Origin of the sequence: Streptomyces sp. NPDC006296 (assembly GCF_040613235.1) — a bacterium.
Lineage (GTDB): Bacteria > Actinomycetota > Actinomycetes > Streptomycetales > Streptomycetaceae > Streptomyces.
In genome coordinates, this window is sequence record NZ_JBEXRT010000002.1 from 73648 (window position 1) to 88004 (window position 14357).

Sequence of the window (14357 nt, forward strand, 5' to 3'; positions counted from 1 at the left end):
GGCCGGACCGGTGCGGAGCAAACCAGGCACGGAAGGCAGACCCCTACATGTCGGCTCCCACCTCGGCGGCTCCCGCCCCGTCGGCCCCCGCCGCGGAGACGCTCGCGACCCTGTACATCGACGGCGTCTGGGGTTCCGCCCGCTCCGGTGCGGTCCGCGAGATCCTCGACCCCGCGGACGCCACCGTCCTCGCGCTCGTCGCCGAGGGCGGCGCCGAGGACACCGACGCGGCCGTGGCCGCCGCGCGCCGCGCCTTCGACGACGGCCCCTGGCCCCACAAGCCCGTCGCGGAGCGCGCCGAGCTGCTCCGCAGGGTCGCCGGGCTCCTCCAGCGCGACCGCGAGGAGATCGCGATCACCGAGAGCCGCGACACCGGCAAGACCCTGGAGGAGGGTCGCGTCGACGTCGACGACGTCACCAACGCCTTCCGCTACTTCGCCGACCTCGTGATGAACGAGAGCGGCGGCCGGGTCGTCGACGCGGGCGACCCCGATGTGCACAGCGTCGTCGTGCACGAGCCGGTCGGCGTCTGCGCCCTGATCGCCCCGTGGAACTACCCGCTGCTCCAGGCCAGCTGGAAGATCGCCCCCGCCCTGGCCGCGGGCAACACCTTCGTCCTCAAGCCCAGCGAGGTCACCCCGCTCTCGACCGTCCACCTCGTCCGGCTGCTCGCCGAGGCCGGACTGCCCGACGGCGCCGCCAACCTCGTCACCGGTGCGGGCGACCCCGTCGGCGCCCGGCTCTCCGAGCACCCCGACGTCGACCTCGTCTCCTTCACCGGCGGGCTCGTCAGCGGGACGAAGGTCGCGCAGGCCGCGGCGCCCACGGTCAAGAAGGTCGCCCTGGAGCTCGGCGGGAAGAACCCCAACGTCGTGTTCGCCGACGCCTGCGCCACCGAGGACGGCTTCGACACCGCCGTCGACCAGGCGCTGAACGCCGCGTTCTTCCACAGCGGCCAGGTCTGCTCCGCCGGGGCCCGGCTCATCGTCGAGGAGTCCGTACGCGAGCGCTTCGTCACCGAGCTCGCCCGTCGCGCCGACGCGATCCGCCTCGGCCGCGGCACCCTCGACGGGGTCGAGTGCGGCCCGCTCGTCTCCGCCCAGCAGCTCGCCAAGGTCGAGGCCTACGTGGCGTCCGCCCGCGAGGAGGGCGCCGTCGTCCGCTCGGGCGGAGCACGCCCGGAACCCTCCGACACCCGGCCCGCCGGCGGCTACTTCTACCGGCCCACCGTCCTGGACGGCTGCCACCGCGGGATGAAGGTGGTCCGCGAGGAGACCTTCGGCCCGATCCTCACCGTCGAGACCTTCCGCACCGAGGAAGAAGCCGTCACTCTGGCGAACGACACCGACTACGGTCTCGCCGGCGCCGTCTGGACCACCGACGCGGGCCGCGCCCGGCGCGTCGCGGGGCGGCTGCGGCACGGCACCGTCTGGATCAACGACTACCACCCCTACCTCCCGCAGGCCGAGTGGGGCGGCTTCGGCAAGTCCGGCACCGGCCGTGAGCTCGGCCCCACCGGGCTCGCCGAGTACCGCGAGTCCAAGCACATCTACCAGAACCTCAACCCGCGCCCCCAGCGCTGGTTCGCCGGCTGAGAGCAACCGCTCCACCCCGCACGGCTGTTCGCCGCAGCACGTACACGCACGAACCTTGCAGAAGGAGCAGTGACCGATGCCCCCGTCGCCCAGCACCGCACGGCCCGAACCTGTCGACTACGTGATCGTCGGAGGCGGTACGGCCGGCTCGGTCATCGCCTCCCGCCTCACCGAGGACCCCGGCGTCACCGTCACCGTCATCGAGGGCGGCCCCACCGACATCGACCGCGAGGACGTCCTCACCCTCCGCCGCTGGCTCGGTCTCCTCGGGGGCGACCTCGACTACGACTACCCCACCACCGAACAGCCCCGCGGCAACTCCCACATCCGGCACAGCCGCGCCCGCGTCCTCGGCGGCTGCTCCTCGCACAACACGCTGATCAGCTTCAAGCCGCTGCCCGGCGACTGGGACGAATGGGCCGAGGCCGGAGCCGAGGGCTGGCACGCCGCGGCGATGGACCCCTACTTCGACCGGCTGCGCAACCACATCACGCCCGTCGACGAGAAGGACCGCAACGCCATCGCCCGCGACTTCGTCGAGGCCGCGGGGACGGCCGCCGGGGTCCCGCGCGTCGACAGCTTCAACGCGGCGCCGTTCCACGAGGGCGTCGGCTTCTTCGACCTCGCCTACCACCCGGAGAACAACAAGCGGTCCTCCGCCTCGGTCGCCTACCTGCACCCGCACATCGAGGCCGGTGACCGCCCCAACCTCTCCATCCTGCTGGAGACATGGGCGTACCGCATCGAGTTCGACGGCACCCGGGCCACCGGGGTGCACGTACGGGACAAGGACGGGGTGGAGACGCTGCTGCGCGCCACCCGCGAGGTGATCGTCTGCGCCGGCGCGGTGGACACCCCGCGCCTGCTGATGCACTCCGGAGTCGGACCGGCGAAGGACCTCTCCGCGCTCGGCATCCCCGTCCTCCACGACGCGCCGGGCGTCGGTGAGAACCTCCTGGACCACCCCGAGTCGGTCATCGTCTGGGAGACCGACGGACCCATCCCCGAGAACTCCGCGATGGACTCCGACGCGGGCCTCTTCGTGCGCCGGGACCCCGGATCCAGGGGCCCCGACCTGATGTTCCACTTCTACCAGATCCCCTTCACCGACAACCCGGAACGCCTCGGCTACGAGAAGCCCGAGCACGGCGTGTCGATGACCCCCAACATCCCCAAGCCGCGCAGCCGCGGCCGGCTCTACCTCACCAGCGCCGACCCCGAGGTCAAGCCCGCCCTGGACTTCCGCTACTTCACCGACGAGGACGACCACGACGGCCGCACCCTGGTCGACGGCATCAAGCTCGCCCGTGAGATAGCGAAGACCGAACCTCTGGCCCACTGGCTCACCCGCGAGGTCTGCCCCGGACCCGGCATCACCTCCGACGAGGACATCAGCGAGTACGCCCGCAAGGTCGCGCACACCGTCTACCACCCGGCCGGGACCTGCCGGATGGGCGCCGAGGGCGACCCCGAGGCCGTCGTGGACCCCCAGTTGCGCATCCAGGGCCTTCAGGGCATCCGGATCGCCGACGCGTCCGTCTTCCCGACCATGCCCGCCGTGAACCCCATGATCGGCGTCCTCATGGTCGGCGAGAAGTGCGCCGAACTGCTCCGCACGACCCCGACCGCCGGAGGCGATGTCCGATGAGTGAAGCCAGCACCCCCGTGTTCAGCGTCAAGAACCTCTGGAAGGTCTTCGGACCCCGGGCGGACCGCGTCCCCGGCAGCGAACTCGCCGGACTCACCCCCGCCGAACTCCGCGAACGCACCGGCTGCACCGCCGCCGTCCGCGACGTCTCCTTCGACGTGCAGAAGGGCGAGGTCTTCGTCGTCATGGGCCTGTCGGGCTCCGGCAAGTCCACCCTCGTGCGCTGCCTCACCCGGCTGATCGAGCCCACCAGCGGCACCCTCGCCATCGACGGCGAGGACGTCCTCGCCATGGACACCGGGCGGCTGCGCGAACTGCGCCGCCACCGCGCCGCGATGGTCTTCCAGCACTTCGGCCTGCTCCCGCACCGCACCGTGCTCGACAACGTCGCCTACGGCCTGGAGATCCAGGGCCTCGGCAAGGCCGAACGGCGCGCCAAGGCCGCCGAACTGGTCGAGAAGGTCGGCCTCGCGGGGCTGGAGGACCGGCGCCCCGCCCAGCTCTCCGGCGGCCAGCAGCAGCGCGTCGGGCTGGCCCGCGCCCTCGCCGTCGACCCCTCCGTCCTCCTCTTCGACGAACCGTTCAGCGCGCTCGACCCGCTGATCCGGCGCGAGATGCAGGACGAGGTCGTCCGGCTGCACCGCGAGGAGGGCCGCACCATGGTCTTCATCACCCACGACCTCAGCGAGGCGCTCCGCCTGGGCACCCGCATCGCGCTGATGCGCGACGGCGGCATCGTCCAGCTCGGCACCCCCGAGGAGATCGTCGGCTCGCCCGCCGACGACTACGTACGCGAGTTCGTCCGGGACGTCCCCCGCGAACAGGTCCTCACCGTCGCCACCGCCATGCGGCCGCCGGCCGCGAGCGAGAGCGACAGCGGACCGGCCGTCCGCCCCGGGGCCACCGTCTCCGAGGCCATCGAGGCCGTCTCCCGCTCCGGCGACCCCGTCGCCCGGGTGATGGAGGACGGCAGGCTGCTCGGCGTCGTCGACCACGCGTGCCTGCTCGACGTGGTCGCCGGCGCGGGCGGGAGCCCGGAAGCCCGCGAGGTGACCGTCTGATGGCCACCGCCCAAGCCACCCCCCGGACCGCCTCGGGACCCCCGGGCAGCGGCCCCCTGGCCGCCCTGCGCGACCGGCCGGCCCTCGCCAAGCTCCTGTCGCTGCTGGTGGTCGCCGCCGTCGCCGTGCCCCTCGCACACGCCCGCTGGGGCGGCGGGGCGTGGCCCGGCGCGCTGACCGTCGACCTGAGCGGACCGCTCGGCGAGGTCAACGACTGGATCATCGGCAACCGCGACAGCCACCCGCTGTTCCTCTACTTCTTCGGCCACATCAGCAACGCCGTCGTCCTGTCGGTGCGCGGCGTCTACCTGGCGCTGCTCGCCCTCGGCTGGGCCGGCGTCACCGCCGTCGCCGCCCTCGTCGCCTGGCGGACCGCGGGCGTGCGCCTGGCGCTGACCGCCGGCCTCTCCTTCCTCGTCTGCGGGCTGCTCGGCATGTGGGTGCCGACCATGCAGACCCTGGCCCTGATGGTCGTCGCGGTCCTCGCCTCCGTGCTGCTCGGCCTGCTCCTCGGCCTCGCCGCGGGCCTCTCGGACCGTACGTTCCGTGTGCTGCGCCCCGTCCTGGACACCATGCAGGTGCTGCCCGCCTTCGCCTACCTGCTGCCCGTCGTCCTGGTGTTCGGTATCGGCGTGCCCGGTGCGGTCCTCGCCACCGTCGTCTACGCGGCCCCTCCGATGGCCCGGCTCACCGCGCTCGGCCTGCGCGGAGCGGACGCCGGGGTCATGGAGGCCGTCGCCTCGCTCGGCGCCACCGGACGCCAGCGCCTGCTGAGCGCACGGCTCCCGCTGGCCCGCAAGGAACTCCTCCTCGGCCTCAACCAGACCATCATGATGGCGCTGTCGATGGCCGTCATCGCCTCCGTGATCGGCGCCGGCGGCCTCGGCGACCGCGTCTACCAGGCGCTCTCCTCCGTCGACGTGGGCGCCGCGCTCGCCGCCGGCATCCCGATCGTGCTGCTGGCCGTCGTCCTGGACCGCACGACCGAGGCGGCCGGCCGCAGGATCGGTACGGAGCCCACCGGCCCCGCCGCCCTGCGCGGCGCGCGCGGCTGGGGACTCGCCGCGCTCATCGCCGCGGCCGTCGCCGTCGTCGGCCGCTTCACCGGCGGACGCATCTGGCCCGAGGGCGCTGTCGTCGCCATCGCCGAACCGGTCAACACCGCCAAGGACTGGATGGTCGACCACCTCTACACCGGCATCCCCGTCGTCGGAGGCACCGCCGACTGGGCCGCCCACTTCACCAACTGGGTCCTCAACCCGCTCCGCGACGGACTGCAGGGCCTGCCCTGGTGGTCCGTCCTGCTGATCGTCGCCGCGCTCGCCTGGACCCTCGGCACCTGGCGCACCGCGCTCACCGCCGTCCTCGCCATGGCCGTCATCGGGGTGCTCGGCGTCTGGGACCTGTCCATGGACACGCTCAGCCAGGTCCTCGCCGCCGTCGCCGTCACCCTGGTCCTCGGCTTCGGCATCGCCGTCGGCGCCGCGCGCAGCACCCGCCTCGAACGGCTGCTGCGCCCCGTCCTGGACGTCTTCCAGACCATGCCGCAGTTCGTCTACCTCATCCCGGTCGTCGCCCTCTTCGGTGTGGGACGCGCCCCCGCCGCCGCGGCGGCGGTCGTCTACGCACTGCCCGCCGTCGTCCGCATCACCACCCAGGGCCTGCGCGGCGTCGACCCCGCCGCGATGGAGTGCGCCCGCTCGCTGGGCGCCACCGGCGGCCAGCGGCTGCGCCAGGTCCAGATCCCGCTGGCCAGGCCCGCACTGCTGCTCGCCGTGAACCAGGGCGTCGTGCTGGTCCTCGCGGTGGTCATCATCGGCGGACTCGTCGGCTCCGGCGCACTCGGGTACGAGGTCGTCTTCGGCCTCGCCCAGGGCGACCTGGCCACCGGTCTCGTCGCGGGCGCCGCCATCGTGTGCCTCGGACTGATGCTGGACCGCGTCACCCAGCCCACCGCCCGCCGCCAGCGGAAGGAGAGCTGACATGGCTCGCACTCCCACCGGAGCCCGTCTCCGCACAGGGGCGATCGTCGCCTCCGCCGCCGCCCTGCTGACCGTCACCGGCTGCGGCGCGGCGGACATGACCAAGCAGGCCTCCCCGTTCGCGGCCCCCGCCGACATCAAGACCGTGACCCTGTCCGTCCAGTCCTGGGTCGGCGCACAGGCCAACGTCGCCGTCGCCCAGAAGATCCTCCAGGACGAACTGGGCTACCGCGTCGACCTCGTGCAGACCGACGAGGTCCCCGCCTGGGACGCCCTCAGCCAGGGCCGGGTGGACGCCATCCTGGAGGACTGGGGACACCCCGACCAGGAGCAGCTGTACGTCAAGGACAAGAAGACCATCGTCCCCGGCGGCGACCTCGGCGTCACCGGCCACATCGGCTGGTACGTCCCCAAGTACTGGGCGGACGAGCACCCGGACGTCACCGACTGGAAGAACCTCGACCGGTACGCCGACGAGCTGCGCACCGCGGAGAGCGGCGACAAGGGCCAGCTGATGGACGGTTCGCCGTCCTACGTCACCAACGACAAGGCGCTGGTGAAGAACCTCGACCTGGACTACAAGGTCGTCTTCGCGGGGTCCGAGGCCGCCCAGATCACCCAGATGCAGCAGTTCGCCAAGGAGAAGAAGCCCTTCCTCAGCTACTGGTACCAGCCGCAGTGGCTGTTCAACGAGGTCCCGATGGTCGAGGTGAAGCTCCCGGAGTACACCGACGCCTGCGCCGCCAAGGACCCGGCCGACATCGACTGCGCCTACCCGACGACCCCGCTCCAGAAGTACCTCAACGCGGACTTCTCGAAGCGCGGCGGGGACGCGGCGGCCTTCCTGAAGAAGTTCCACTGGTCCGAGAAGGACCAGAACGAGGTGTCCGAACTCATCGCCTCCGAGCGGCTGTCGCCCGACGAAGCGGCCGGCCGCTGGGTCGAGGAGCACCCGGATACCTGGAAGAAGTGGCTGGACCGGTGACCCCGCCGTAAGGCTCCCTCCCGGCTCCACGTCAGCCGCCGCGGCACCGCCCGCGGCGGCTGACGCCGTTCGCGGGCGGGGGCCGGGGGGACCCCGGCCCCCGCCCGGACACGCCGCAGTGCGGGGGATGCGTCCGCCTCACTATTCACTCAGTACATGTATCGGGGATATAGTCTCGTCATGAGCACCCGACACGTCCTCCTGGGGCTGCTCGCTGCCGGTCCCCGCCACGGCTACGACCTCAAGCGGCAGTACGACGCACGCTTCCCACAGGCCCGTCCGCTCGCCTTCGGGCAGGTCTACACCACCCTGCAGCGCCTGGTGCGGGACGGCCTGGCGGCGGTCGACGGGACCGGGTCCGACGGCGGTCCGGAACGCACCCTCTACCGCGTGACGGACGAGGGATCACGCGAACTGGCCCTCTGGGCCGACGAGATCACCGCCCCCGCCCCCTTCGTGGCGAACGAGATCTTCGCCAAGGTCGTGGTCGCGATCCTCGTCACCGCGGCCGGTCCGCCGACGGGAAGCGGCGGACGGGGGCCGGACGCAGCCGCCCTGCTGCGGGCCCAGCGCGCCGCCCACATGGAGCGGATGCGTGAACTGACCGCACTCAAGACCGCGCCGGGCACCGCTCTCACCACGGTCCTGTCCGCCGACTACGCCCTTGCCCATCTCGACGCCGACGTGCGGTGGATGACCACCACGGCGGCCCGCATCGACACCCTGACCGCGGAGGTCAACGCAATATGAGCCCACGTGAGGAACGACCCTCGTCGGAGGGGACCGCGCTGATCTCGGCGCGCGGACTGAAGAAGTCGTACGGAAGCACCGAGGCCCTGCGGGGTGTGTCCCTCGACCTCCGGGCGGGCGAGGTCCTGGCCGTCACCGGCACGAGCGGCAGCGGCAAGTCCACGCTGCTGCATTGCCTTTCGGGCATCGTCCGCCCCGACGAGGGGACGATCGCCTACGGAGGCGAGCTGCTCGGCCGACTGCCCGAGAACCGGCTCGGTGAACTGCGGCGCAGCGACTTCGGGGTGGTGTTCCAGTTCGGGCAGCTCATCCCCGAGCTCACCGCGCTCGACAACGTGGCACTGCCGCTGCTGCTCGCCGGTGTGCACCGGGCCCCCGCGCACCAGCGGGCGGGGGAGTGGCTGGAGCGCTTCGGCGTCCGGGGCCAGGCGTCACTGCGTCCCGGGGCGATGAGCGGTGGCCAGGGCCAACGGGTGGCACTGGCACGGGCCCTGGTCACAGGCCCCAAGGTGGTCTTCGCGGACGAACCGACCGGCGCACTCGACACCCTCGCCGGGGAACAGGTGATGACCGCTCTCGTGCACACGGCGCGCGAGTCGGCCACGGCGGTCCTGCTGATCACCCACGACGCGCAGATCGCGGCGTACGCCGACCGCGAGCTGGGGCTGAGCGACGGAATCGTCCACTCCGGCACCGGCGCGGTCCAGGAGGTGGCCCGCGGTGAAGGCTGACATCCGCATCGCCTGGATCCTCGCGCGGGGTTCGGAGCGCCGCGAACGGTGGAGGGCGTCCCTCACCCTGTTCGGCGCCCTGCTCGCCACGGGCTTCGCACTCGCCGCCGTCACCGTCGCCTCGCTCTCCGGCCAGGTGTCGATCCCGTACGCGCACGGACTGCTGGACCGCCCCGGCGAACGCGCCGGAGTGGTGTTCACCCTGGTCCTGCTGCTCGTGCCGGTGCTCGGGTTGCTCGGCCAGTGCGCGCGCATCGGCGCCGTCCACCGCTCCCGGCGGATGGCCGGCCTGCGGCTCGCGGGCGCGTCCCCCGGACAGGTGCGCCGGATCGCCGCAGCCGAGTCCTCCCTCGCCTGCCTCGCCGGCTCGGCGGCCGGATTCACCGCCTTCCTCGTGCTCCTCGCCGTGGTCGGCCACACTCCGCGTCCGGCGGCCTGGGCCGGTTTCGCGGCCGTCGTCCTCGGCGTACCGGTCGCCGCCGCCCTGGTGAGCGCCCTCGCCCTCCGTCGCCTCGTCGCCTCACCGCTCGACCACGTCCGCAGGACCGCTCCGGACCCGGGGCGCCGGGCAGCGGCCGGGCTCCTCGTCGCCGCCCTGCTGCTCGCCCTCTCCGCGCTGCTCCTGCTGTTCCCGGTCGGTCCGCAGGTGACGCCGCCCGTCCTCCTGGTGCTGGCGCTGGTTCTCCTGACCGGGGCGGGCGCCATCTGGGTGGCGGGGGCGTCGGCGGGCTACCTGGGACGCCGGCTGACCCGCCGGGCCGAGCGCCCCGCGGTGCTCATCGCGGCGAGCCGTCTCGCCCACGACCCGTGGGCGGCCGCGCGCACCCATGCCGCGCTGCTGCTGCTCACCGTCGTCGCGGTCGGCTTCGTCGGGGTGCGCGAGATCCTGCTGGACATGCTGACGGGCGCTTGGCGCCCGGCGGACATGGCCTTCTACACCACCGGTATCGACCTCGTCGGGGCCGCCGTGCTGATCGCCCTGGCCATCGCCCTCTGCGCACTCGCGGTGGGCACCGCCGAGTCGCTGGCCACCCGCCGGAGGGGCCTCGCGATCCAGGTCGCGGCCGGCGTGCCGCACAGGGTCCTGGCGGAGGCGACGCTCCTGGAGACGGCCCTCCCGCTCGCCCCCGCACTCCTGCTCGCGTGCCTCGGCGGAACACTCGTCCACGTGGGGTACGCCATGGTCGCCGGCGCCGCTTCCATCCCGCTGCTGCCGTTGCTCGTGCCCGTGACGGTCTACGCGGCCTGCCTGCTGGCCGCGGCGACCTCGCTGCCCCTCCTCCGGCGAGCCGCGCACCCGGCGGAGCTGCGCTTCTCCTGAGGGCTGCCCGGTGAACCGGCGCGCGGAGCCGGACGCGGTGGACCGTGCGGAACGCGCCGTTGCTGACAGGCAGTTGAGGAACGGTCGTTCTTGACCGATCGTTCCTCAATCGTCTACCGTGCTGGGCATGGGCAGGCCAAGAGCATTCGACGAGGACGAAGCGGTGCGCGCCGCCATGGACCTGTTCGGTGGACGTGCGTACGACGGGGTGTCCGTGGACGACCTCGTCCACCACCTGGGCGTGCATCGCAACAGCCTGTACAAGACGTTCGGCAGCAAGCGCGGCCTCTACCTGATCGCGCTGCGGCGCCACCTCGCCGACGACGTCCGCCCCTTGTGCGACGCCCTCGCCGGCGCACCGGACGCCGCGGCCGTGCTGCGACTCGTCACCTCGGCCGAACTCGGCCTGCTCCTGCTCGCGACGGTCGAACGGGCGCCGGTCGACGAGGAGGTCGCGGGCGAGGTGACGGCCGCGTTGACCGCCGTCGACCGGGCGATCGGGGACGCGCTCGGTGTTCCCGCCGATCTGGCCACCGCTCTCACGGCTGCCGCGCTGGGCATCCTCCTGCGCGGCAACCCCGACACGGTCGCCACCGCACTGTCCGACCACCTCGGCCCTCTCACCTGAAACGGAACCTGACATGGCACTGGTACGTATCGTCGGCGACGACCTCGTCGTCGTGATGGAGGGGCTCGACAAGCTCTGGGCCTTCAAGGGCAGACTCACCATCCCGCTGGCCAACGTCCGCGGTGTGACCGCCGACCCCGGCATCACCGCCGAACCCAAGGGAATCCGCGCGCCGGGGTCCCACGTGCCCGGTGTGATCACCGCGGGCACCTTCCACCAGGAGGGCGACAAGGTCTTCTGGGACGTCAGGGACCCGTCGAAGGCCGTCGTGGTCGAACTCGCCGACGAGAGGTACGTGCGCCTGGTCCTCCAGGTCGACGACCCTCGCGCAACCGTCGCCCTGGTCGAGAACGCCCTCGCATGAAAGGAGGCAGGACGATGTTCCGACACCTGGCGGCAGTCGCCGTCGCGCTGACCCTGGGAGCCGCCGGCCCGGTGCCGGCCGCACCCGCTGTGGTGCCCGCCGCCGACCGCGAGGTCGTCTTCACGGCCGACGGTACGACCGTGTACGGCACCCTGCACGTGCCCGAGCACCGAGCCGGCCGGCGGCTGCGGTCGGCGCTGCTGCTGCCCGGCAGCGGACCCACCGACCGTGACGGCAACCAACTGCCCGGGTCCGCACCGGACACCTTGTCGCAGCTGGCCGACGCGTTCGGCACCGAGGGAGTCGCCACGCTTCGGTTCGACAAGTACGGGACCGGCCGTACCGGACTCGGCGCCTACCGGGACCACCCGGAAGAACTCGACTTCCCCGCATTCGTCCGTCAGGCGGAGGCCGCCTACACGTCGTTGCGCCATCAGCCGGAGACGGGCCCGCACGCCCCCCTGGTCGTCGGGCACAGCGAGGGCGCGATGACGGGACTGCTGCTGGCCGGCACGGTCCGTCCGCGCCCGGCGGGCCTGGCGCTCCTGCAACCGCAGGCGATCCGCATGCTGGATCTGGTCGCCCTCCAGCTCAAGGCCCAGCTCGCCGAAGCGGTCGCACAAGGGCAGTTGACGCCGGAACAGCAACGCACCGTCGGCGCGGCCGTCGATGCCGCCGTCACGTCACTGCGTGCTCGGCGGCCGGTCGACACCACCGATCTGCTCCCGGCGATCGCCCGGCTCTTCGAAGCGTTCCAAGGGCCCAGCGCCCGGTTCGTGATGAGCGATGACGCCGTCCACCCGCCGGACACCGCCGCCGCACTCCGGCCGGGGACCGACGTGCTGCTGACCTGCGGCACGAACGACGCTCAAGTCCCCTGCGGCACGACGGACGCCCTGACGGCCGCCCTGCGCCGCGCGCACGCCGGTGGACCGGGCCGAGTGACGCTTCCGGGAGTGGACCACCTGCTGCACGATGCCGGCCACCCCGACACGATCGCGCCGCCCGTGCTCGACGCGCTGCGCCGGTTCGCGCGGCCCTGACGCCGGCCGGGACGGCCGTCGGCCCCCGCGAGAAGCACCGCGGACCGTGCCCGTGCCGTGCCGTGCCGGTGCCCTCGGGCCCGCTCCCCGGCAGGCCGAGCAGCCGTCCCCGGGGCAGGCACCGAACGTTCCCGGGCAGCAGGCAGCAGGCAGCAGGCAGCAGGGCAGCAGGGCAGCAGGGCAGCAGGGCAGCAGGGGCGGGCGGCGCCGTGGGATCAGGCCACCGGATGGTCCTCCGGCGCGCCCGGCCGTTCGAACTGGGTGCGGTGCAGCTCCTCGTACCGGCCTCCGGCGGCCAGCAGCTCCTCGTGCGTGCCCCGTTCGACGATCCGGCCGGCCTCCACCACCAGGATCAGATCGGCGGCCCGGACCGTCGACAGCCGGTGGGCGATCACCACGGCCGTCCGCCCCTCCAGCGCCTCGCCCAGCGCCTCCTGGACCGCCGCCTCCGAGGTGGAGTCCAGGTGGGCGGTCGCCTCGTCCAGGATCACCACCCGCTGACGTGCCAGCAGCAGCCGCGCGATGGTGAGCCGTTGGCGCTCGCCGCCCGAGAGCCGGTAGCCGCGCTCACCGACCACCGTGTCCAGGCCGTCGGGCAGCGACGCCACCAGACCGTCCAGCCGGGAACGGCGCAGCGCGTCCCAGATCTCCTCCTCGGCGGCCTCCGGCCGGGCCAGCAGCAGATTCGCGCGCACCGACTCGTGGAAGAGGTGCCCGTCCTGGGTGACCATGCCGAGCGTCTCCCGGACGGAGTCGGCGGTCAGGTCGCGCACGTCGACCCCGTTGAGCCGGACGGCCCCCGCGTCGGTGTCGTAGAGCCGGGGGAGGAGCTGCGCGATCGTCGACTTGCCCGCCCCGGACGAGCCGACGAGGGCGACCATCCGGCCCGGCTCCGCGGTGAAGGAGACGTCGTGGAGCACCTGAGTGCCGTCCCCCGGGTCGAGGACCGCGACCTCTTCGAGCGAGGCGAGGGAGACCTTGTCGGCGGACGGATAACCGAAGGAGACCCCGTCGAACTCCACGGACACCGGTCCGTCCGGCACCCGGCGGGCGTCCGGCTTCTCGGCGATCAGCGGCTTCAGGTCGAGGATCTCGAAGACCCGCTCGAAGCTCACCAGGGCGCTCATCACCTCGACCCTGGCCCCCGCCAGCGCCGTCAGCGGTGCGTAGAGCCGGGTCAGGAGCAGGGCCAGGGCGACGACGGCCCCGGGCTCCAGGCCGCCGCTCAGCGCGAAGTGCCCGCCCAGGCCGTAGACCAGGGCGAGGGCCAGCGCCGACACCAGGGTGAGCGCCGTGATGAAGGTGGACTGGAGCATCGCCGTACGGACGCCGATGTCGCGCACCCGGCCCGCGCGGGCCGCGAACGCGGCGGACTCCTCGGCGGGGCGTCCGAAGAGCTTGACGAGCGTCGCGCCCGGCGCCGAGAAGCGTTCCGTCATCTGCGTGCCCATGGTGGCGTTGTGGGCCGCGGCCTCCCGCTGGAGGTCGGCCATCCGGGCCCCCATCCGGCGGGCGGGGACCACGAACACCGGCAGCAGGACCAGCGCGAGCAGGGTGATCTGCCAGGAGATCGTCAGCATCACGGCCAGGGTCAGCAGCAGGGTCACGAGGTTGGAGACGAGACCGGAGAGCGTGTTGCTGAACGCCCGCTGGGCGCCGATCACGTCGTTGTTGAGCCGGCTGACCAGGGCGCCCGTCCTGGTACGGGTGAAGAAGGCGACGGGCATCCGCTGCACGTGGTCGAACACCGCGGTGCGCAGATCGAGGATCAGCCCCTCACCGAGGGTCGCCGAGAGCCAGCGGGTGAGGAGCCCGAGACCCGCCTCCGCGACGGCGATCAGGGCGATGAGCAGGGCGAGCCCGGTGACCGTGCCGCCGTCCTCGCCCCGCACGATCGCGTCGACGACCCGGCCCGCCAGGACCGGGGTGGCCACCGCCAGGAGGGCGGTGACCACGCTGAGGAGCAGGAACCGGACGATCCTGCCCCGGTGCGGCCGTGCGAACGCCAGGATGCGGCGCAGGGTGGCCCGGGAGAAGGGCCGCCGGTCCTTCTGTGCGTTCATCGTGCTGTGCAGTGAATGCCACGCGGTGACTTCCATGTCCATGCGGTGCCTCCGGAGTCGGATCGGTACGCAGGGCACGCTAGGACCTCAGGTGATGTTGAGGTCAACCGTTCCCGGCCGGCTTCACCCCTGAGCGCGTACGGCACGGCCCCGCGGTGGCCGCGACCGGACGGCCCGGCCGGGGCG

At 72.8% G+C, this 14357-nt stretch carries 12 protein-coding genes; 11 read left to right on the top strand and 1 reads right to left on the bottom strand.

Features of this window, described 5'->3' with window-relative positions; genetic code table 11:
* The first annotated feature begins 47 nt into the window (after positions 1-47).
* From ABZ172_RS01695 to ABZ172_RS01745, 11 genes are all read left to right on the top strand, one after another.
* On the top strand, positions 48-1595 hold the full coding sequence (locus ABZ172_RS01695; RefSeq protein ID WP_356879031.1) for an aldehyde dehydrogenase family protein: 1548 nt from the start codon (positions 48-50) through the stop codon (positions 1593-1595).
* 76 nt (positions 1596-1671) lie between these two features.
* Positions 1672-3243: a GMC oxidoreductase gene (locus tag ABZ172_RS01700; protein WP_356879033.1), complete on the top strand. Its 1572-nt coding sequence runs from the start codon at positions 1672-1674 to the stop codon at positions 3241-3243.
* Positions 3240-4304: a glycine betaine/L-proline ABC transporter ATP-binding protein gene (locus ABZ172_RS01705; RefSeq protein ID WP_356879035.1), complete on the top strand. Its 1065-nt coding sequence runs from the start codon at positions 3240-3242 to the stop codon at positions 4302-4304. Before ABZ172_RS01700 ends, ABZ172_RS01705 begins: the two co-directional genes overlap by 4 nt.
* Complete coding sequence (locus ABZ172_RS01710) at positions 4304-6286, top strand: ABC transporter permease subunit (RefSeq protein ID WP_356879037.1); 1983 nt, start codon at positions 4304-4306, stop codon at positions 6284-6286. Before ABZ172_RS01705 ends, ABZ172_RS01710 begins: the two co-directional genes overlap by 1 nt.
* 1 nt (position 6287) lies before the next feature.
* The gene (locus ABZ172_RS01715; protein ID WP_356879039.1) at positions 6288-7271 is read left to right on the top strand and encodes an ABC transporter substrate-binding protein; all 984 of its coding nucleotides are present in this window, start codon (positions 6288-6290) and stop codon (positions 7269-7271) included.
* A 180-nt stretch (positions 7272-7451) separates the two neighbouring features.
* Positions 7452-8021: a PadR family transcriptional regulator gene (locus tag ABZ172_RS01720; protein ID WP_356879041.1), complete on the top strand. Its 570-nt coding sequence runs from the start codon at positions 7452-7454 to the stop codon at positions 8019-8021.
* Complete coding sequence (locus ABZ172_RS01725; protein ID WP_356879043.1) at positions 8018-8752, top strand: ABC transporter ATP-binding protein; 735 nt, start codon at positions 8018-8020, stop codon at positions 8750-8752. The genes ABZ172_RS01720 and ABZ172_RS01725 overlap by 4 nt, the downstream gene beginning before the upstream one ends.
* Positions 8742-10073: an FtsX-like permease family protein gene (locus tag ABZ172_RS01730; RefSeq protein ID WP_356879045.1), complete on the top strand. Its 1332-nt coding sequence runs from the start codon at positions 8742-8744 to the stop codon at positions 10071-10073. The genes ABZ172_RS01725 and ABZ172_RS01730 overlap by 11 nt, the downstream gene beginning before the upstream one ends.
* 127 nt (positions 10074-10200) lie before the next feature.
* Positions 10201-10701, top strand: coding sequence for a helix-turn-helix domain-containing protein (locus ABZ172_RS01735; RefSeq protein ID WP_356879047.1), 501 nt, complete (start codon positions 10201-10203; stop codon positions 10699-10701).
* 13 nt (positions 10702-10714) lie between these two features.
* Complete coding sequence (locus ABZ172_RS01740) at positions 10715-11065, top strand: hypothetical protein (RefSeq protein WP_356879049.1); 351 nt, start codon at positions 10715-10717, stop codon at positions 11063-11065.
* 14 nt (positions 11066-11079) lie between these two features.
* Positions 11080-12108, top strand: coding sequence for an alpha/beta hydrolase (locus tag ABZ172_RS01745; RefSeq protein ID WP_356879051.1), 1029 nt, complete (start codon positions 11080-11082; stop codon positions 12106-12108).
* A gap of 215 nt (positions 12109-12323) precedes the next feature.
* Here ABZ172_RS01745 and ABZ172_RS01750 read toward each other — a convergent pair whose 3' ends face one another.
* Positions 12324-14213 carry an ABC transporter ATP-binding protein gene (locus tag ABZ172_RS01750; RefSeq protein WP_356879053.1) on the bottom strand — a complete coding sequence of 630 codons (1890 nt, stop codon included), beginning with the start codon at positions 14211-14213 and terminating at the stop codon, positions 12324-12326.
* Positions 14214-14357: the final 144 nt, after the last annotated feature.